This window comes from Thiomicrolovo immobilis, assembly GCF_039645955.1.
Classification (GTDB): Bacteria; Campylobacterota; Campylobacteria; order Campylobacterales; family Sulfurimonadaceae; genus Thiomicrolovo; species Thiomicrolovo diazotrophicus.
The window spans coordinates 229780-249186 of the sequence record NZ_CP147916.1; the positions used below are offsets into that span (position 1 = coordinate 229780).

21 protein-coding genes are annotated in these 19407 nt (G+C 59.4%); 5 read left to right on the forward strand and 16 right to left on the reverse strand.

Annotated elements, in window-relative coordinates; all coding sequences use genetic code 11:
* Nucleotides 1-8: 8 nt before the first annotated feature.
* On the reverse strand, nt 9-2783 hold the full coding sequence (locus WCX72_RS01220) for an EAL domain-containing protein (protein ID WP_345970415.1): 2775 nt from the start codon (nt 2781-2783) through the stop codon (nt 9-11).
* Nucleotides 2784-2971: 188 nt separating this feature from the next.
* Between WCX72_RS01220 and msrA the strand changes: the two genes are divergently transcribed.
* Genes msrA through WCX72_RS01235 form a run of 3 tightly spaced genes read left to right on the forward strand, consistent with a single transcriptional unit; the run spans nt 2972 to nt 4082 of the window.
* The gene (gene msrA, locus WCX72_RS01225; protein WP_345970416.1) at nt 2972-3502 is read left to right on the forward strand and encodes a peptide-methionine (S)-S-oxide reductase MsrA; all 531 of its coding nucleotides are present in this window, start codon (nt 2972-2974) and stop codon (nt 3500-3502) included.
* Nucleotides 3495-3956, forward strand: coding sequence for a DUF420 domain-containing protein (locus WCX72_RS01230; RefSeq protein WP_345970418.1), 462 nt, complete (start codon nt 3495-3497; stop codon nt 3954-3956). Before msrA ends, WCX72_RS01230 begins: the two co-directional genes overlap by 8 nt.
* A gap of 3 nt (nt 3957-3959) precedes the next feature.
* Nucleotides 3960-4082 (forward strand): hypothetical protein, encoded by a 123-nt coding sequence (locus WCX72_RS01235; protein WP_345970419.1) that lies wholly within the window; start codon nt 3960-3962, stop codon nt 4080-4082.
* A gap of 3 nt (nt 4083-4085) precedes the next feature.
* Here the strand turns inward: WCX72_RS01235 and WCX72_RS01240 are convergent, their stop codons facing one another.
* The 3 genes from WCX72_RS01240 to WCX72_RS01250 form a co-directional block, all read right to left on the reverse strand.
* Nucleotides 4086-4307 carry a hypothetical protein gene (locus tag WCX72_RS01240; protein ID WP_345970420.1) on the reverse strand — a complete coding sequence of 74 codons (222 nt, stop codon included), beginning with the start codon at nt 4305-4307 and terminating at the stop codon, nt 4086-4088.
* Entirely contained in the window at nt 4304-4957 is a 654-nt protein-coding gene (locus WCX72_RS01245) for a uroporphyrinogen-III synthase (RefSeq protein WP_345970422.1), read from the reverse strand. Before WCX72_RS01245 ends, WCX72_RS01240 begins: the two co-directional genes overlap by 4 nt.
* A 95-nt stretch (nt 4958-5052) precedes the next feature.
* A complete protein-coding gene (locus WCX72_RS01250) occupies nt 5053-5469 on the reverse strand; it encodes a Fur family transcriptional regulator (RefSeq protein ID WP_231019879.1) in 417 nt (138 codons plus the stop codon).
* Nucleotides 5470-5664: 195 nt separating this feature from the next.
* On the opposite strand from WCX72_RS01250, the gene WCX72_RS01255 reads away from it, so the two are divergent.
* Nucleotides 5665-6690, forward strand: a complete 1026-nt coding sequence (locus WCX72_RS01255) for a cytochrome-c peroxidase (RefSeq protein ID WP_345970423.1) — start codon at nt 5665-5667, stop codon at nt 6688-6690.
* A gap of 4 nt (nt 6691-6694) precedes the next feature.
* Here WCX72_RS01255 and WCX72_RS01260 read toward each other — a convergent pair whose 3' ends face one another.
* From WCX72_RS01260 to WCX72_RS01315, 12 genes are all read right to left on the reverse strand, one after another.
* Nucleotides 6695-7294, reverse strand: a complete 600-nt coding sequence (locus WCX72_RS01260) for a hypothetical protein (RefSeq protein WP_345970424.1) — start codon at nt 7292-7294, stop codon at nt 6695-6697.
* A gap of 66 nt (nt 7295-7360) precedes the next feature.
* Nucleotides 7361-7765 carry a thioredoxin fold domain-containing protein gene (locus tag WCX72_RS01265; RefSeq protein WP_345970425.1) on the reverse strand — a complete coding sequence of 135 codons (405 nt, stop codon included), beginning with the start codon at nt 7763-7765 and terminating at the stop codon, nt 7361-7363.
* A 64-nt stretch (nt 7766-7829) separates the two neighbouring features.
* Nucleotides 7830-9392 carry a BatD family protein gene (locus WCX72_RS01270; protein ID WP_345970427.1) on the reverse strand — a complete coding sequence of 521 codons (1563 nt, stop codon included), beginning with the start codon at nt 9390-9392 and terminating at the stop codon, nt 7830-7832.
* Nucleotides 9367-10227, reverse strand: a complete 861-nt coding sequence (locus tag WCX72_RS01275; RefSeq protein WP_345970428.1) for a tetratricopeptide repeat protein — start codon at nt 10225-10227, stop codon at nt 9367-9369. Before WCX72_RS01275 ends, WCX72_RS01270 begins: the two co-directional genes overlap by 26 nt.
* Nucleotides 10220-11191 (reverse strand): VWA domain-containing protein, encoded by a 972-nt coding sequence (locus WCX72_RS01280; RefSeq protein WP_345970429.1) that lies wholly within the window; start codon nt 11189-11191, stop codon nt 10220-10222. The genes WCX72_RS01275 and WCX72_RS01280 overlap by 8 nt, the downstream gene beginning before the upstream one ends.
* On the reverse strand, nt 11181-12077 hold the full coding sequence (locus WCX72_RS01285) for a VWA domain-containing protein (protein ID WP_345970430.1): 897 nt from the start codon (nt 12075-12077) through the stop codon (nt 11181-11183). Before WCX72_RS01285 ends, WCX72_RS01280 begins: the two co-directional genes overlap by 11 nt.
* Nucleotides 12070-12462 (reverse strand): LPXTG cell wall anchor domain-containing protein, encoded by a 393-nt coding sequence (locus WCX72_RS01290; RefSeq protein WP_345970431.1) that lies wholly within the window; start codon nt 12460-12462, stop codon nt 12070-12072. Before WCX72_RS01290 ends, WCX72_RS01285 begins: the two co-directional genes overlap by 8 nt.
* Before the next feature lie 3 nt (nt 12463-12465).
* Entirely contained in the window at nt 12466-13299 is an 834-nt protein-coding gene (locus tag WCX72_RS01295; RefSeq protein ID WP_345970432.1) for a DUF58 domain-containing protein, read from the reverse strand.
* A 9-nt stretch (nt 13300-13308) separates the two neighbouring features.
* Complete coding sequence (locus tag WCX72_RS01300; RefSeq protein ID WP_345970433.1) at nt 13309-14256, reverse strand: AAA family ATPase; 948 nt, start codon at nt 14254-14256, stop codon at nt 13309-13311.
* Nucleotides 14257-14385: 129 nt separating this feature from the next.
* The gene (locus WCX72_RS01305; protein WP_345970435.1) at nt 14386-16680 is read right to left on the reverse strand and encodes an MMPL family transporter; all 2295 of its coding nucleotides are present in this window, start codon (nt 16678-16680) and stop codon (nt 14386-14388) included.
* Between the two features lie 9 nt (nt 16681-16689).
* Nucleotides 16690-17943, reverse strand: a complete 1254-nt coding sequence (locus tag WCX72_RS01310) for a hypothetical protein (RefSeq protein ID WP_345970436.1) — start codon at nt 17941-17943, stop codon at nt 16690-16692.
* Nucleotides 17940-18692: an outer membrane lipoprotein-sorting protein gene (locus WCX72_RS01315; protein ID WP_345970437.1), complete on the reverse strand. Its 753-nt coding sequence runs from the start codon at nt 18690-18692 to the stop codon at nt 17940-17942. Before WCX72_RS01315 ends, WCX72_RS01310 begins: the two co-directional genes overlap by 4 nt.
* A gap of 93 nt (nt 18693-18785) precedes the next feature.
* Here WCX72_RS01315 and WCX72_RS01320 point away from each other — a divergent pair, with 93 nt between their 5' ends.
* The gene (locus tag WCX72_RS01320; protein ID WP_345970438.1) at nt 18786-19403 is read left to right on the forward strand and encodes a TetR/AcrR family transcriptional regulator; all 618 of its coding nucleotides are present in this window, start codon (nt 18786-18788) and stop codon (nt 19401-19403) included.
* Nucleotides 19404-19407: the final 4 nt, after the last annotated feature.

Genomic DNA, 19407 nt, shown 5'->3' on the forward strand with positions numbered 1-19407 from the left:
AACGGCAGTTATTTCGTCAAATTCTTCCGGTGGCGATGGAGGTTAAGAGTGAGTTCCCGGGTCATTGCTTCGGCATGTTTCGGTAGATAGAAGTGATTGCCCTGGACTTTGTCGCAACGATACTTTTTCAGCGCATCGGCCTGTTCGGGAAGTTCGACGCCTTCGGCAACGACCTGGTATCCGAGCTCATGGGCCATGGCGATGATGGATCGGATCAGGGCCTGGTTCTGGCTGCTTTCGTATTCCTGGACAAAGCTTTTGTCGATCTTGACCGTGTCGATGGTGAGGCGGCTCAGATAGCTGAGCGAGGAGTATCCGGTGCCGAAATCGTCGATGCTGATATGGATGCCGAGGTCGCTGAAGGCGCCGAGCACGCTCTTGGCTGCTTCCGTATCCAGGTCGATCAACTGCCCCTCTGTGATCTCGATGCCGATAAATACGGGATCGATATTGTACGTTTTGAGCAGATGGACGACATAGGTGAGGATCTCTTTGTTCGCCAGTTGTTCCGCCGGGACGTTGACGTCAATCCGGATCAGCGCCAGGCGCAGACGCCGCCACTGGTCAAGCAGCCGGACGGCGTGTTCGAAGGCCCTTTGCGTCAGGGTCTGCATCAGATGCGCCTTCTCGACGATGGGCAGGAACGTTATTGGAGGGATGTAGGCGCTGTTCTCCTCGTCGTACCAGCGTACCAGCGCCTCGCAGCTCACGATGACACCGGTATGGAGGTCGACCTGCGGTTGGTAGAAAAAGGTGATCTTGTCATCTTGAAACGTCTGTCGAAGGGCATTCTCCATCGTCAGTTGGCGCTCGATCTCTTCGGTCATCTCCGCCGTGAAGTAGGTGAACTGGCTTTTACCGCCGCGTTTCGCTTTGTACATGGCGGCATCGGCCTGTTTGAGCAGGACGTCGAGTGCACTGCTGTTCTCCGGAAAGAGCGTAATCCCGATGCTGGCGCCGACGTAGAGCTCCTGCTCTTTGATGTTGAAGCCCTCTTGCAGGACGCTGATCATTTTCTGGGCGATATGGGAGGTGACAAAGTGATCCTCGCCGTACTCCACCGTGACGATAAATTCGTCGCCGCCGAAACGGGCGATATAGTCGGATTCGCGCAGGACATGCTGCAGGCGCCGCGCGGCCTGGACCAGCAGTTTGTCGCCGTAGTTATGGCCGAACGTGTCATTGATGTACTTGAAGTTATCCAGGTCGATGAAGAAAATGGCAAACTGTTTTTCCGCCCGCTGTGCCCTCGTGATCAGGGACTGGAGATGGTAGTTGAGGTGATGGCGGTTCGGCAGCATCGTCAAAGCGTCGTAGTCGGCGAGCTGTTTTAGCTTTGATTCCGCGGCTTTTTGAAGACTCAGATCGATGTCGATGGCGTAGAACTGCGGGTTTTCCGTGGCCCGGTCGAGGAGGATACGCGCACTCTGCACGGGGATGGAGATGCCGCTTCTGGCAAGAACGGTATGCTCTTCGGCCCCCATTGCATCGTTATGGTTCAACCACGCCGCGATCCCCGCGGCAAAATGGTTTTGTTGGGATCGGGGAAGGATCAATTCGTCGATCTTCCGACCCAGGGCCTCTTCGGCGCTGTAGCCGTACAGCGCTTCGCTTTGACGGTTCCAGTAGTTGATGTGCCGCTGCTCGTCGAAGCCCTGGATCGCGACGGTCGGCATCTGATCCAGCAGCGAACGGAAACGCTGCTCCGTCGTTTCATGATAGTTCTGGGCCCGGTACTGGAAGGTGTAATCGATATAGGCGATGACGACGCCGACGATGCGGCCGTTGGGATCGCTGAGCGGGGCGCGGCTACTGAGCCGCCACATCTCTCCCTGCTTTTCAATGCGGTTGAGCAGTTCGGTCCCGTGCTCCAGTACCTTCCGATCCGACATTTCGAAGAGCCGCGCTTCTTCGGCCCCGAAAAGGTCATGATCGGTTTTTCCTTTGAGCGCATCGGGCTTGCCCAACCGGACATCTTTGGCAAAAGAGAGATTGCCTCCGAGGTAGACGAGATCACTGTTTTTCCAGCAGATGCGTATCGGCGCGGCGTTGATGAGCTGTGCATAGAAACGGCTGGCGGAGTGGACCGTATTGTATTGGGCCAGGACCCGGTGGTAAAGCGCGTTTTGATGGGAAAAGGCCATGAAACGGTTCAGCAGGTTCGTCAGGTACGTCAGTATATCGTTGTCCATGCAGGCGGTATCAGTGTAGAGCGTGACGATGCCCTCGGGACGTGCCCGGTCGGGGGAGAAGAGCGGGATAGAGAGGACAGAGACCAGCGGGGCGTAGCGCAACCGTTTCTGCCATGCCGTGTCCATCGGGGCTTCAAGCGCATTGCTGAAAAGATGGGGCTGGGCGGAAACAAAGGCGTATTCGGTCGGGTTTTCTGCCTCGTCGATCGCCGCGGCATGCCGGACACCGTAGTGCTCCGTCAAAAAACCCGGTTCGGTTTCGTCATAGACGTAAAAGGGGTCAATGGCCCCCTCTTTGTTCGTGAAGCCGGCCCAGAGGGTCATGACGGGAGGCAGGCTGCTCAACTGCTCGAAAAGCTGCTGCTTCTGGCTTTCCGGTGAGAGCTCCAGGGTGCAGAGCCGGTCGATGCGCTCGCCGAGATCAAACCACATGCGCTCCTGCAGGCTTGGATCGGGCAGCACATCCGGGGAGGTATCTATGGGACCTTCGGTGACCGGCAGCGGCAGCGGTTTGATACGCCAGTAGAGAAATAGCGCGGAAGCGATGGCGAGCGGCCATAAGATGTGAAGGAAAAGATCCGCGGTCGTCATGATGGTCTGCGTTCCCTTGCGCGAAGAATTTTTTAGAGTACTGTATTTTATATTAATATTGTTTGTTGTAATTGAACAGAAATATAGCAATTTTTCTGTTCTGTCATTTTTGGCGTTGCCGTTTAGATTGAAGCCATGGGGTGCCTTGAAGGTACGCTTTGGCATTATTGGGGCAAAAAAGGATGACGATGGCTAAGGAAGTAGCGCTCCTCGGGGGCGGGTGTTTTTGGTGCATCGAGGCGGTCTACCGCCGGGTCAAAGGGGTCAGCAGCGCCATCAGCGGTTACGCGGGCGGCGAAACGGAGCATCCCGATTACCGTGCGGTCTGCAGCGGAACGACGGGGCACGCCGAAGTGGTCGAGGTCACTTTCGATCCCGACGTTATCTCCTTCGGGGAGATTCTCGATATTTTCTGGGTCATTCACGATCCGACGACGCTGAACCGCCAGGGCGCGGACGTCGGGACCCAGTACCGCTCGGTCATCTACTATCAGAACGATGTACAGAAAGCGGAAGCGGAGGCCGCCATTGCCGAAGCACAGGCCGGTTTTTCCGACCCGATCGTGACGGAACTCTCCCCGGCCCCGACATTCTATCCGGCCGAAGCGTACCACCAGAACTATTTCGACCTCAATCCCCAACAGGGATACTGCCAGGTCGTCATTGCACCGAAGGTGCAGAAATTTATGCAGACGTTCCGGGAGAAGCTTGATGTTTGAGGCGGGTTTTCTGGGGACGCGCGCCCTTTGGTTTATGGACATCGTCACCCTTTGGTTTGCCGCATTGCCGTTCTTGATGGGCGGGGCCATCCTTCTGATTAAAGGCGGGTATGAAAAGGGCCACAAACGCGCACAGACACTGCTCTTCGCAGTCACGCTGGCGATGGTCGTGCTGTTCGAAGTCGGGGTGCGCTTTACCGGCGGTTTCGTCGCCTACGCGGAAGAGAGCGGCGTGGAATTCTCCTCGCTGGCGGTGTTCCTGGCGGTGCATGTGTTGATCGCCGTCGCCGCCGTTGCCGGGTGGGCATGGCTGTTGATCGACGCTCTGCGAAGCTATGGTGGCAGTGAAACGGTGGCCGCCACGCACAAACGCAACGGGGTGATCGTTTTTTCGGGGATGACCGTCACATCCCTGATGGGCGTGACGATCTACGGCATGCTTTTTATGACCTAGCGGATGTGTTTCGTCGTTTTCATCGTCGTCGGCGCCTTCGCCGTCTCCCTTCTCTTCCTCTTCTTCTCTGTTCGCAAGATCATCAAAAACGGCCCCTGTCTCTTCGGCAAACGCAGAGACTGCTAGTGCTCAGAGCCGCCCCTGTTTGACCAGGGAGAGGACCATCGCCAGCGAATAGCCGTCGTTCTCATACCCGTCTTCGATGCAGGACTCGCATTTGTTGCCCAGTTCGCACTCGCGGTGATTGAGCATCGCGTCGACGCTCTCCCAGCCATGGGTTTTGATGCATTCGGCAATCGCCTTCATATCCATCGAATTGCAGACGCAGATCATGCGGTCGGTGTCGATCATACTTGCTCCTTTGCCAGCTGTTTTGCGAGGGTGATACAGGCCGCGACGGTCGGTTCGGGGGCGATGTGGACCTTCCGGCCGGGAAGGCTCTTCTCTGTCGTGCGGCCGATGGCGACGACGCTGTGGGTCTGGGCCAGGACAAAGCGGCTCTGAAAGCAGTGCAGTGCCGAAGGCGAGGTAAAGATCAGTATGCTGTCGTCGGGAATCGCAACGTCCATTTTATCGGCCCGGCAGAGGGTCTCATAGACCACGGCCTCCTCCACGACAACCCCCTCTTCACGCAGCCGGGAGGCAAAATCCGACGCGACGACCCGGGGGCGTGCATAGAGCCAGCGGAAACGGGGGAAACGCTCCCGGATAAGTTCGTACAGCATCTCGCCGTACCCCTTGACCGTCCCCACAACCGTGCCGCCGAGTGCTTCCACACGCTGACGGGTTCCCTTCCCGACGCAGAGCACGGGCACGCTTTTCCACTCCGGGGCGATCTTTTCGAGGGCGTCGACGCCGTTTTTCGAGGTAAAGATGATGCCGTCGATCCGTGAAAGATCGACTTTGGGTTGCAGCCATGCCGTTTCCAGGATCGGCAGATGGGTAATGTCGGGATCATCGGAGGGGGTCACAGAAAGAAGATAGATGGGCCGTATTGTCATAGAATGGATTATAACCAACTCCCGGTGGATGTCGGGAGAAGGAGACGCTTTGAATGAAGGTAGGGAAAGTATAGTAAAGAAAAGTTACTAAACTGTTAACGCTTTTTCTGGCACGCCGGGCAGATGCCCCGCAGCACGATATCGCTGCTTTGGATGCTGTAGCCGCTGACGGCTTCGGCGTGCGCTCTGATCTGCTCCGTATCGAAGGAAAAATCTTCGATCTTTCCGCATTCGCTGCAGTGCAGGTGCAGGTGCGGCTCTTTTCGGATCTCGAAAACACTCTTGCTCTCGGGGACTTTCACCTCTTCGAGCAGTCCGTTTTCCGTCATTATGGCAATATTCTTGTACACCGTCGCCAGCGAAACGTTCGGATACGCTTCTTTTACCTCCTGGTAAAGCATATCGATGTTCAGGTGGCCGAAGGTGTTGAGGCTTTCGACGATCTTGAGCCGCTGCGGGGTCACCTTGAGATGGTGGTTCCGCAGGTTTGTGGCTATGAGTTCTTTATTCATAGTAGCATTAAAGCACCAAAAAGGTAAAAGTCGAAATAATCGTAGAAGGAAGGCGGTGTTTATTATTTTCCATTAAGTAAAAGTAGTCTATTTATTTAAGGAAAAAAATTATCGTTTGTAGGTAGAATTTTCCCATCACATGAATTTGGAACTTCCGCATTTCCGGCGGAGGATTGAATAATCAAGGAGAGAAAAATGTTTAAAAAAATTGCGTTGACAGCATGTGTCCTGGCTTCCGCCGCATCCGCGGAGACACTGGCCGATCAGGCCAAGGCGATGGGCCTCGCCCCCATTCCGAAAAGCACGACCGAACTCTATAAACTCATCGATAATCCGAAGAACCCGATGAATGCTCAGAAGGTCGAGCTCGGCAAACAGCTCTTTTTCGATCCGCGCCTTTCAAAGAGCGAGATCATCAGCTGTAACACCTGTCACAACCTCGCCACCGGCGGTGTGGATGGAGTGCCGGCGGCGATCGGCCACAACTGGGCGCACAACCCCCACCACCTGAACTCTCCGTCGGTCTACAACGCCGTTTTTGCTGAGAAGCAGTTCTGGGACGGACGCAGCCCGGACCTTGAAGACCAGGCGCAGGGACCGATGCAGGCGGCGCCGGAAATGGCGGCCAAGCCTGAGCACGTCGCCGCCGTCGTCAACTCCATTCCCGATTATGTCGCGGCGTTCCGCCACGCCTACAATGACCAGAAGATGGTTCCGACCTTCAAAGACATTGCGGATGTCATCGCCTCCTTCGAGCGCACGCTGGTAACGCCGTCACGCTTCGACGAGTACCTGCGCGGCTGTGACAAAGCGCTTTCCAAAGAGGAGAAGGCCGGTCTGCAGACCTTTATTGACAAAGGGTGTGCGAGCTGTCACACTGGCGTGGCCGTCGGCGGCGGAATGCAGCCGTTCCCGCTGATGGGCAAGTTCAAGTATATGGGCGTTGGCGACTTCAAAGGCGATGCGAACGGGATGGTCAAGGTTCCGACGCTGCGCAACGTCGAAGAGACGGCGCCTTATTTCCACAACGGTACGGTCTGGAGCCTGAAAGAGGCGATCAAGATCATGGGCGAGACCCAGCTGGGTGTCAAACTGACTGACGCAGAGACGGAGAGCATCAAGACCTTCCTCAAAGCGCTGACGGGCGAGAAACCGGTCGTCGAGTACCCGGTCCTGCCGGCCCGTACGGCCAAAACACCGCTGCCGGATTCCGGCAAGTAACCCTCTAGCGGCCGGCCAGCGCCAGCCGCACCATCAACTCCCCCTTTTCCTCATAAACCTCAAGCTGTGCAGCGAGTGCAAGACGCCGTCTGCGTATGATCCCTTCCATGGTATGAAAGACATGAAAATACTCCGGCGTGAACGGTGTCTGGATATACCGCAGCCGTTTGGCGGCGACCAGGGTGACGAGGGCGCCGGCCGCGCTGTAGTAGAAGCTCTTATTGACGGTGCGCTGCAGGCGGTAGTCGCGCATCAGCATCAGGTTGGTCCGCAGGACGGAGCGGGCTTCGGCGGAGAGCGAAAGCGCGCTCTGCACCCGCCGGAGTTCTTCGTCGAGTTCGGCCGCTTTGTCGTTCAGGCGCCTTTGCGCCTCGGTTTTCGCATTCTGGCAGTGCGCGGTGATGATCCGAAGCAGCTTTTCGTCGCTGTAATGCTTCCGGTCGGGCGTATAGGTATAGTTTTGCGACGAGGTGTAGTCGTGGTCGAGGGCCAGCAGCAGGGAGACGGTGAAGGGGATATAACGGTACTTGTCCTCTTTTTTCCTGTCGAAGACGATGCCGCTGTGGGAGATAAGCGGCTTGGGGCCGGCGTAGGTTAATTTCATCCTCTCTCCTTGGGGCGCGTTGGCAACAGTGTACCACCCTTTGGTAACGGCTCGCGCTGCGCGGCGCTACCGAAATTGGGGGTTGTCGTCAATGACGCTGTGCAGGGTCTCCAGGAAGCGGGAGGGCGGTTTGCCCCCGACGACCTGCTCAATGATCTCGTCCTCGTCGGCGTCGAGGAAGGTAAAAACGGGGCTGGCGGTGACCCGGTATTTTGGGGGCAGGCTCTCATGGTCGTTCCAGATATCGGCGGCGATGAAGTGGGTTTCGATGTACGCGGCGACCTCCGGGTCCGTGAAGACATCCTTTTGCATAAAGCCGCGGACTTTGCATCGGGGTTTTGTGAGGAAGAGCATCAGCGGCTTGTGGGCGAGTTTTGCGGCCCGTACCGCCTCATCATACCCGGTATACCAGGCGATATCGGCGTGCAGGATGCCGTAAAACAGGAAAAGAGCCGGAAGTATCAGGCGCATGGGGTCTCCTCCGAAAACACTCCATTATAGCAGAGCGCACGCCGGAAACCTGTACAAAATTGCGTCAGATTAAGGCGACATCCTCCCCGGTCTGACCGCCGAAATAGTCCGCCAGTGCTTTGCGGTCGACGGCATGGTCGGCGCCGCGGTAGAGGTTGGCCTCCAACTGGGCCAGGGCGTCGTCGATCGGTTTGGCGCTCCCCTTGAGCGGCAGCAGCAGTTCGAAGAGGGCATGGTCGCTTTTGGCGGCTTTGACCCGTTTGACCATCGGGGGGAGTTCCCTCTTTTTCGGGAGACGGTCGCGGCCGCGCAGCAGCAGTAGCCAGTACGACAGGACGCCCGCGGCCGCCCCGGCGGCGAAGATGCCCAGGGCTTCCAAGGGGCTGAAACGGCTGCTACCCGACAGGGCAGGTGTCTGCACTGCCGCCGCCGTCGCGGGGGCGGCAGTTTCGACATGCGGTGCCGCCGCGGCCGCCGGTACGGGTGCCGCGCCCTTGACCTTGACAAAGAAAGGCGGGGTCTGCAGGGTCGCCGGTTGCGCGGTTTTGGCATCAAAATAGCGGAAGGATTGCGGCGTGACGGTGAGGTCGCGGTCCGGGATAATGGCGATGGTCTGGTCAAAGGTGCCGAAGTATTTGCCGTCTTGAAGCGTGCTGGTCGTTTTCGGGTCGTTGGCGTAGACGATGGCGTGGGCGAAGTGCGGGTCGAATTTGGGGATGTCCTCGACGTTGCCGTTGCCTTCGATATGGATGTGGAGGTTGACCGGCTTGTTGGCGTCCACGGACGCTTTATCGATGTCGGCGTGCATCGTGAACCGGCCGTAGACCTCCAGCCCCTGCGGCAAAGCGGTGACATGCAGGGTCTCCGGTTCGGAGTAGACTTTGCGGTACTGCATCCGCGCCGCGCCGAAGAAGGGGTCGTTGAAGAAGGGATCGCCTGTCATGCCGCCGCGGCCGGTGCTGACCTTGGTGCCGATCTGGGCGAAAATGGCGGGGATTTCGAGGTCCCCGCTCTGCTGCGGAAAGAGCAGGTAGCGGTAGGACTGGGTGATGTACCCTTCGCTGTCGGCGGAACGTTCGGCCTGGGTGTTGATGCGTTTGATCCAGAAGTGCTCAAGGGTCGGTTCGCTGATGCGGATGTCGTCGATGCGCTCCCCGGGCAGGTATTTGAAGACCAGGTCGAGTTCGACCGGCTCGCCGACATAGGCATCCTCTTTGGAGAGGTGCAACAGCATCTGCACGGGCGCTCCCTTCGCTGCTGCCTGGGGAGCGACAACCTTGACATGCAGGGGGAGGGTGTGTTCGACCGTGCCGTCAACGGTGACGTCGAGGGCGGGGATGGCAGTGTCCTCCGTCGGGGTAAAGACGAGCCGCTGTTCGACGGCGCGCGTTGTTCGGCCGTTCACGATGGAGATGTTGCGGCTCGTGCCGCGGCTCTGGATGGGGTAGCCTGCGATCTCCGTCAGCGCCGGGAAGCGGATATCGTCGCCGGTGGCGCTGAGTGTCAGGGTGACCGGGTCGCCGCGGGTGACGGCGGGGTTGTCGACGGTGGCGGTCACCGCCGCGAAAAGCGGCAGCCCTAGCAGCAGCAGCGCCAGGATCTTACCAAGGGGTCGTTTCGTCATCATGGGGTTCTCCTTCGCCCGATAGCGGGATCATCAATGTTTTGATGCCGCGCTTGTCGAGCATCTGGTTGTATTTGCGCTCTTCCATATCGCTGATGGGGTCAGCCATCGCGGCCTGCTGTTTGCCTGTTTCGGGGCTTTCCGGTGCTTCTTCAGGCTGCCTCTCAGCCTCCTGCTGTTTTTCGTCCTGCTTGCCGCTTTGTTCTTTCGATTCCTGCTGTTTGTCGCGTTCTCCGTCCGCCTGTTTCTCCTGCTCCTTCTGTTCGCCGTTCTGCTGATCCTTTTTTTGCTGCTGATCTTCGCCCTTTGAGGCGTCGTCCTGGCTCTTTTGGTCCTTGTTTTGTTGATCACCCTGTTGCTTCTGCTTGTTTTGCTGCTGATCATTCTGCTTGGATTGGTTCTGGTCGTTTGACTGGTTCTGTTTGTCCTCTTTTTGCTGCTCCTGCTCTTTCTGTTTTTTCAGGAGATCGAGGTTGTACTGCGTATCGTCGTCTTTGCCGAGTTTCAGCGCCTCCTCGTAGGCCTTGATCGCTTCATCGGTTTTGCCGAGGTTCGCGAGGCTGTTCCCGAGGTTGTGCAGCGCTTTTTGTTTGAGCTCCGGCGCATGGATCTGCGCGAAAACGCCGGCGGCCTCTTTGTAGTGCTGCTGCTTGTACAGGGCGTCGCCGTAGTTGAAGCGCGCGGCATCGTTCTTCTCCTGCAGCGCGCCGTACCCCTGGGCGGCCGCGGCGTAATCGCCTCCCTTGTAGGCCGATGCGGCGTTGGAGAGGGTATGGAAATCCGTCACCCCGGCATGGAGTACTCCCGCGGCGAGGCAGGGCAGAAGGTATCTAAGCATGGCGTCTCCTTCGCTGCGGCAGGGAGTAGAGGGCCATCAGCAGCAGGAGAACGCCGCCGCCCAGCGGCCAGACGAAGAGTTCCTGAAGATCGCGGATGACGTCGTTCTTTTCCCTGCGCGGGGTGAAGCGGGACTTCAGCGCATCGGCAAGGGCTTTGATGTCGTTGTGTTTGAGGGAGTAGGGCAGATAGGCGCCGCCGCTTTGCAGGGCGAGGGCTTTGACGTCGTCGTTGCGGCGGACGACGACGATGTCGCCGTGCTTGTCCGTCATGGCCCCCTGGCCGGTCGGGATGACCCCGCCCTTCTCCGTGCCGATATTGTAGAGGAAGACGACGATGTTGTGGGCTTTGGCGTAGGCGATCTCTTTGTCGAAATCGCTGCCGTCTCCACCGTCAGTAAAGAGCAGCAGCGCTTTTTTGTTGCTCCCCTCCAGGAGGGTGTCGGTCTGCTGCAGGGCCTGGAGCAGGTCGGTGCCGCGCAGGCTGATGGAGTCGGTATTCATGTTCGATACGAGGTAGCGCAGGGTCGCAAAATCCTCGGTCAGCGGCGAGACCATGAAGGCCCGGGCGCTGAACCCGATCACCCCGATACGGGTGCCGTTGACATCCCCGAGCAGGGCGTCAAATTTCCGCTTGGCCAGGGCAAGGCGGCTGGGGTAGACGTCGTTGGCGAACATGGAGCGGGAGATGTCGAAGCCGACGATGAGGTCGATCGTACTGCTCTGGACCTTGATCTCGCCGTGGTCGACGACCGGTCGGGCGAGGGCGACGATGAAGAGCGCCGCCGCCGCGAGCAGCAGAGCGCTGCGCAGCCACTGCGGCACGGTGGAGGTGCGCTGAAGCAGTAGTTTCAGCACCTCCGGGGCAAAGGCGTTCCGGGCCGCTTTGCGCGGCGCGAAAAGCAACAGCGCGAGCGGTAGCAGTACAATCAGCAAGAAAAGCAGGTGCGGCTGTTCAAAGTGCATGGCCTCTCCTTCGCATGGCGGCATAAAGCACGAGCAGCAGCAGCGCCGCGCCGAGCGGGTACTGGAAGTAGTAGCGCTTCTTGACGTACTTGTCCGCCTTGATCTCGCTCTTCTCCAGGGTGTCGATCTCGTCGTAGATCCGCTGGAGCCGTTCGACGCTTCCCGCCTCGTAGAATTTCCCGCCCGTCTCCCGGGCGATCTTTCTGAGTACCTCCGGGTTGTAGTCTCCGCGGCCGCCGACGCCGATGACGTAGACTTTGATGCCGTGCTTGACGGCGCTCTGGATGGCCACGTCGAGGGGAACCTGGGAGGTGTTGTCGATCCCGTCGGTGAGCAAAATGGCGATCTTCTCCTTGGCGTCGGAGGATTTGAAGAGCTTGGTGCTCATGAAGAGCGCCTCGTAGAGCGCCGTGCGCTGCATGCCGGCGATGCCGACGTCGACCTTGGAGAGCAGCTGTTTCAGGCTCTGTTTGTCATAGGTCAGCGGCATGGCGACGTAGGCGAAGTCGGCGAAGAGGGTCAGGGCGAGCTTGTCGTGCTCACGCTTGTCGATGAAGTCGAGCACGATCTTCTTGACGATGCCGAATTTGTCCATTTGGCGCATGGAGCCGCTGGCGTCGAGGACGAGGGAGAGCTCGTACCCCTTGTCGTCGCTGATGACGACCTCGTTCTGGCGGATCGGCGAAGCGAGGGCGAGGGCGAGCAGGGTGAAGATGAGGAGTTTGATCCCCCGGGTGAGCCAGCCGCTTCGGGCGGAGAGGGTGCGCAGCAGCGCCGTGTCGGGAAAGAGCATCTGCTGCGTCTTGGCCCGGCAGAGGGCCTCGCAGAGGAAAAAGAGGGCGATCAGTCCCAGCGCCCAGGGGTACTCCAGCGTCCACTCACCCACGGCGCGCCTCCTTGATGAAATCGCACAGCCTCATTTCGAGCGCGGCGTCCAGGGCGGGGACGCTTTTTTGGTACTTGTAGGGTTCGAGTTCCGCGAGCAGCGCCCGGAAGGTCGGCATCGTCTCCGGCGTCGCCACGAAGTGCCCCAGCAGGCTGAAGTCGTAGACGGCACTTTTCGTGTCGCTGAAATCGAGCGCCTGCAGCCGTTTCAGCGCCTCGGTCCGTTTGGGGTCGCCCCCATTGCGGCGCCGTTTGAGCAGCCAGAAGAGCAGAAGGCCCAGCAGGAGGATGCCTACTGCGACAAGGGTGGTGAGGAGCCAGAGTGAGTGGTCGGGGACGGCGACAATGGGCTTGATGTCTTTGAGCGGGAGGGTCTGTCCGGGCATCGCCTACCTCCGGAACAGCGCGGAGAGCTTCACGAAGGGCTCTTCGTCGGTGTAGAGTTTTGTCGCGGTGATGCGGTGGGAGGCGAGGTGCTCGACGAGGACCTTGTCCCGCGCCTCCAGTGCAGCGCGGTAGCGTGCGGCGAGGGCGGGGGAGAGTTCCAGGGTCGTGCCCTCCATGCTCTGCGCGTCGAGCAGGCCGATCTCGCCGGAGAGCGCGGGGTTCTCCTCGAAGCGGTCGCGGACGATGATGGCGTAGACCTCGTGGCGGGCGAGCAGCGAAAGGTCGATGCCGTCGCCGTAGAAGTCGCCGATGAGGAAGATGAGCGAACGCTGGCGGACGCGGCCGTTGAGGTGGTCGACCAGCGCGGCAAAATCGACGCGCTTGCCCAGCGGGTCGCGGCCCAGTACCTCGGGGACGGTGACATGCAGGGAGCCCAGGGCGCGGGTCGGCGGCAGGAAGAACTCCTCTTTGTCGCTGAAGACAAGGGTGGAGACGCGGTCGTCGTTTTTCAGCGCCGAGTAGGAGATGAGTGAGAGGGCTTCGGCCATCACCTCCTGCTTGAAGCGTTGCGAGCCGAAAAAGATGCTGCCGCTCTCGAGGTAGACGCAGACGATGTTGAGTTCGCGCTCCTCGTTGAAGACGTTGACGAAGGGGCGCTGCTCCCTGGCGGTCACCTTCCAGTTGAGGGTACGCACGTCATCGCCGATGGTGTACTCTTTGAGTTCGGCGAAGTCCAGCCCGTTGCCCGCGAAGATGCTCGGGTTGCCCCCGGCGTTGCTGCCGAAGATGTTGCGGCGGGTACGGATCAGGATCTCTTCGCTCTTGTGCGCCAGCACTCTCAGGCCTTAGGGGAGCTTGATCGTCTGCATGATCGTGCCGATGAGGTCGTCGGCGGTGACACCGGCGGCTTCGGCCCGGTAGTTCAGCACCATACGGTGGCGCAGCACGCCCCGGACCGTGTCGGCGACGTCGAGGGGGGTGACGAAGTCATTGCCGCGCAGGTAGGCACGGGCCTTGGCGGCCTTGTAGAGGTTGATGGAGGCCCGGGGGCTTGCGCCGTATTCGAGGTATTCGGCGATCTCGCCGACCCCGTACTTCTCCGGCTCGCGGGTAGCGAAGATGATCTTCATCATGTAGCGGGTGACGGCCTCGTCGACATGGATGCTCTGCACTTCGTCGCGCATGGCGAGGATGTCATCGGCACCGGCGACCTGCATGATCGCCCCGACGCTGCGGTTCGCGATGCGGTCGACGATCTGCATCTCCTCCTCGAAGCTGTTGTAGTCGACGAGGACTTTGAGCATGAAACGGTCGAGCTGTGCCTCGGGGAGGCGGTAGGTCCCCTCCTGCTCGACGGGGTTCTGGGTCGCGAGGACGAGGAAGGGGTCGGCGAGTTTGAAGGTGTCGTCGCCGATGGTGATCTGGTGCTCCTGCATCACCTCCAGCAGGGCCGATTGCACCTTTGCCGGGGCGCGGTTGATCTCGTCGGCGAGGAGCAGGTGGGTAAAGGCGGGACCCATCTTGACCTTGAACGCGCCGTTGCGCTGGTCGTACATTTCGGTCCCGACGATGTCGCTGGGGAGCAGGTCTGGGGTGAATTGTACCCGTTTGAAATCCAGTCCCAGCGCCTTGGCCAGGGAGTTGATGGCCGTCGTTTTCGCCAGGCCCGGCACCCCCTCGACGAGAATGTGGCCGTCGGTGATGAGGCCGATCAGCAGTGCGTCGATCAGCGCCTCCTGTCCGACCATCACCTTGGCGATTTCGGTCTTGATGGCGTGGATTTTCTCGTTCATTTTTTCCCATCCTCGGATCGTGTGATACGCAATCATATTCGGGCGGGGTAAATCGGGTGTAAATCCACATATAACAATTGGTAAATCGTGGCAGCGGTGTTGCGCGGCGTAGCGCGCCTCACCTGTTTGTTAGGCGATGCGGCTGCGTTTGCCGCTGTCGGCGAGGCTCAGCCACGCGGGGAGCATCAGCAGGTCGATGACGACGGCGATCACCAGGGCCGAGGCCGTGACGATCCCGAAGTTGACGTTGGGGACGAAGTCGCTCAGCGCGAAAATCATAAAGGCCGCGCTGAGGATAAGGGTGGTAAAGACGATCGCCTTGCCCGCATAGTGGTAGACGTAGGCGAGCGCCGCTTCGAAGCTTTCACCCTCCCGCCGCGCTTCGCGGTATTTGACGAGGAAGTGGATGGTGTCGTCCACTGCCACCCCGATAATGATGGCCCCGGAGACCGCGACGCCGAGGTCGATGGTGATCCCCAGCCACCCCATGACCCCGACGACGAGGGCGATGGGCAGCACGTTGGGGATGATAAAGAGGGGGATCATGCGGAGGTTGCGGAAGATCAGCATCATCATCAGCGAGACCGCTGCGATGGCGAGCAGGATTGACTCGACAAGGGTGTCGGTGACGTCATGCTGCATATGCGCGAACATCTCCGTCTGTCCGTTGACCTGGGCGCGGTAGGGGGTCTGGGCCCACCAATCCTCGACCCACTGCATCATCTCCAAGTCGAGGGAGGTATCGACGATGTCCACTGACGCGGTGACCCGAAGCCGCCGTTCGTTGACGTCCATGCGGTCGTTTATTTCCATCCCCTGGGGCAGGGAGAGCGAGTAGAGCAGCAGGTACTGGGCAATCAGGTTGCGCCCGTCCGGTACGGTCGGGCTGCCATCCATGACGTCGTTGAACTTTTCGACGACGTCGACGAGGGAAGTGGTGTGGCGCACCGCCGGATACTGCGCTTTGAACGCCTCGGTGAAGCGGGCGACGGTCCGCATGAATTCGGGGGATTTGATGCCGTCCTTCTCCCCCGAATCCACGACGATCTCGTAGGCCATCGGCCCGGTAAGGTTGCGCTGCACGAAGGTCACCGTCTCCCGGAAGGGGACATGCTCTTTGAAATAGCGCACCGTATTCGAGTCGACCTTTACCCAGGCGATTCCGATGCCGATCAGGGTAAAGAGCAGCAGGCTGCCAAGGAGGATGCCGCGGTCATGGCGCATGATAAAACGGGCGCTTCGCAGCGAGAGCGCGTCATGGCTTTCGGATTCCTCCGCTTCGCTCTTCGCCACTTTCGGGTTGAGGATCGCCAGCATGGCCGGGACGAAAAGGATCGTCAGCACAAAGGCGAGCAGTGCGGCGGTCGCCGTCGCGATGCCCAGGGTCTTGACGGGAATGACATGGGAAACGGCCAGGGAAGCGAACCCGACGGCAGTCGTCAGCGAGGTCAGCAGGGTCGGCAGAAAGTTCTTACGGACGCTGAAACGGATCGCGTCATGGTTGCCCATGCCCCGCCGCCGGCCGACGAGGTAGATCCAGAAGAGGTGCATCGCGTCGGCGATCCCGATGGCGACGACGAAAACGGGGAGGTTGGCGGTGAAGTTGTTGAGCCGGTAGCCCAGCAGTACCTGCACCGCCAGGACGATGAGGAAGGTGAAGATGACGACGGAGAGGCTCAGCAGCATCCCCGAGGGGCGGCGGAAAATAAACCAAAGCAGCACCATCGCGATCAGCAGCACGAAGGGGGTGAAGGTCTTGACGTCGTGTTCGCCGAGGGTGATGAAGGCCATGTTGAGGATAGGGCCGCCGCCGAGGTGGAAGGTGTAGCCGCTGGCCGCCTCTTTGGCCACGATCGCCTCGCCCGCCGCCTTGAGCCGTGCCGAGACCTCGGGGTCGTCCCCGGCTTTGGGGGTGAGGCGCGCCGCGATCATCGTTGTTTTCATGTCGGCGCTGACGATCCGCCCGACGATCATCTCCTCGCCCGCGGCGATGCGTGCCTTATCGGCCAGCTGTGCGGAGGAGAGGGCGGCGGGGTCGTCGATGAAGTCCTCCACGATCACGTCGTCGGGATACTCCGGGTCGCTGTGCACATACTGGTAGTTGGTCAGCGAATCGACTCTGGCGATGTCCGTCGTCTGCCAGAGCGCCTCGGTGATCCGCTTCACGACGCCCAGCGCTTTGGGGTTGAAAACGCCCGCTTCGTCGCGGAACATGATAAGCAGTGCATCGTCGTTGCCGAAGACGGAACGGAAGGTGTCGTACTGCTTGAGGATGGGGGACTCCTCGCCGAACCAGATGCGGTAGCTTCCCTCGAACTGCAGGTAGCGCAGCTGCGAGGCCAGGGCCAGGGTGATAAGCGGGATCAGCAGCGCGGCCCACCAGCGGAAGCGGATGATGCCGTCAACAAAACGGTCGATATTCATAGAGTGTCCTTAAAAGTAATACCCGAATTTGGCGGTGATGCTCTGAAAACGGCCGAGCATGTGGAAAGCCGTCATCGTGTTTTTCGAGGGTTCGATATAGCGGTAGTCGATGTTGAGTTTGAAACTGTCGAAAAGTCGGGTCTCATACTCGGCGTAGTAGCTCTGCTCGTCGTACTCCAGGTCCGCGACCACCCCGCCGACGAGCGAGGCGCTGTTGACGTCGTTCAGGCTGACGCGCAGACCGAGGAAAAGGTCGTTTTGGAAGACTTCGAAGAGGTCGAGGTCCGTATACTTGCCTTTTTCCGTCGTCTCATAGCGGTAGTACTCCGCCAGCAGTCCGAGATCCGCTTCCCCGTACACCTGCACGATGGTGTGCTCCATCCCGGCGGCAATGTGGTAGTAGTCGGAGATATGGTCATCGTCAATGACATCGGCATAGAGGGCCTCGAGTTTGAAGAGGGTGTCGCCGACGACGAGGGTGTCGTAGGTTATCACCTTGTTGACGCGGTAGGCGTACTCGGCCAGGGGGACTGTATAGGTATAGGTGATGAGGTCGATCGGCGTAATGATGGGATCGCCCGCCAGGAAATAGCGCTGCGAATCGTAGCCGCGCTGCACGATCACGGCGTAATCGAGGGGGTACTCCGTCTCCGTCGAACCGCTTAGACGCAGGTAATAGGTCGGAAGGGTGTCCGACTCGCTGGTCTGGAGCGTCGCGTCGTATCGCACCTCGGGCGGGAAGAAGTAGAAGGCATAGGGGGGCTTGGCCATCTTCTGATTCTCTTCGGCGAATTTGACGATCAGGGAGAGCGAGCCGCTGTCAGTGTAGTGGGTCAGCGCCGCGTTCCAGACGCCGATCTTGTCCTCCTCGAAGAGGCCGTTTCGCAGGTCCACGGGGTTGAAGCCGTCGACGATATTGCGTACTTCCAGCGCCCCCCAGAAGCGGAGGCTCCGCCCCGCCATCAGCTGGTTGTCGCCCAGATCAAGCGTGCCGTAAAGCTCATCGACACGGAGGAAGCTCCGGCCGGTCTGCTCCTCCTTTGCCTGCAGGTCATAATAATCCTGCTGGGTGTTGATCCGGGTCACCGCGCGGAAATCCTCATAGGTGTATTCGGCCTCCAGGGAGCCCAGCAGGGTGGCGTCGTTTTCGTGCTTGCCGCTTTGGCGCAGGAGAAAGGCATCGCCCTGCAGGCTCACATTGCCGCGGATGTCGACATCCGCCGCCAGCGGCAGGGTAATGAGCAGGGGCAGCAGCCGTCTCACTGTTTGAGGACCCGTTTATGGAAATCTTTGTCCGTCAGGCCGGTGTCGATCTTTTCGTGTTTCCAGACGAGGATCGTCTCCTTGTCGTTTTGGTGGTTGGTCATAACGATTTTACCGATACGCCACACTCCGCCTTCGTTGCGGTAGTCACTGAAACGGGCCGTTTTCAGCAGCGCCTTTTTGCGGTCGTAATAGTCTACCCGTACGATCACGTAGGTTTCGGGGTCGATCCAGCTCACCTGTTCGGTATAGCCGGAATCCTTCTCCTTGGGGAAGCGGACGCTCTTGTAATAGGATTTCCCCTCGAGCTCCACCGTCTCCGCATCACCCCCGTAGGTGTACTTTTCGATATTGAACGCGCTGAGGTCCTCGTAGCTGAATTCGCTGCCCATGAAGGAGCCGGACTTGTTCCGCGAGGCGATCCGCTTGACCCGTTTGAGGGCGGGGAGGTAGAGCCACTGGTCGTCGTCGCGGTCGAAATGTTCGTAGTTGAGGAACTTGGTCCCCTTGACGTCCGCCGGGGTGAGGAACTCCATCAGCGATTTGTCCCCCGCTTTGCCTTCGAGCACTTTCATCAGCATTGTGCGTTCACGGGTCTGGCCGTTGGCGTTGATGAGCGTCATCTGCATTTCGCTGATGGCATCGTGGAAGCCGCTGAGTGCGGCATCGGTTTTTTTCGCCAGGTCGTAGTCGCTGATTGCCCAGGTGTTCAGGGCAAAGATAAAGAGCAGCGGTAACCATTTTTGCATGGGGAAGTCCTCCAATCTTGGGTGATGTTGACAATGTTAACATAGTAATGTGACCGTTGTCAACACCAAGGGGGATTTTGTTATACTTTTGAAATGAATCAGGATGAAAAGCGGCCGTATCACCACGGCAATGTGAAAGAATCGGCGATCGAAACGGCCCTGGAGATGCTGGAGAGCGAGGGGCTCGAAGCCATCACCCTGCGGGAGCTCTCCTCGCGCATCGGGGCGTCGCGGACGGCGATCTACCGCCATTTCGAGAACAAAGAGGCGCTGATCCGGGAAGTCATCCTGGCCGGCTTCGAACGCTTTGACGCCTTCTTTGTCGATATCTTCTCCAAGGGTGACGTGGATGTGCTGACGCGTTTTACGATGATGGGGCGCGCCTACCTCGCCTTCGCCGTCAATAATCCGCAGCTCTACCGTGTGCTTTTCGGGCCGACGGTGCGCCAGGAGCGCGAAGAGGTCTGCGATCTTGAAGACGCCGAGAGGGCGTCTGGGTTTCATGCGCTGGTGCATCTGATCGAGGTGGGGCAGCGGGAAGGGATCTTCAAAAAAGGGGATGCTTTTCTGCTGGCGGCGACGGTCTGGTCGACGGTCCACGGGCTGGCTTCACTGATCATCGACGGGCACCTGGTGATCAGTGACAACATCGATGCGATCTTCGAGGCGGGGAACCGCACGCTGCTTGAGGGACTGAAAGCGGAGCACTAGGATG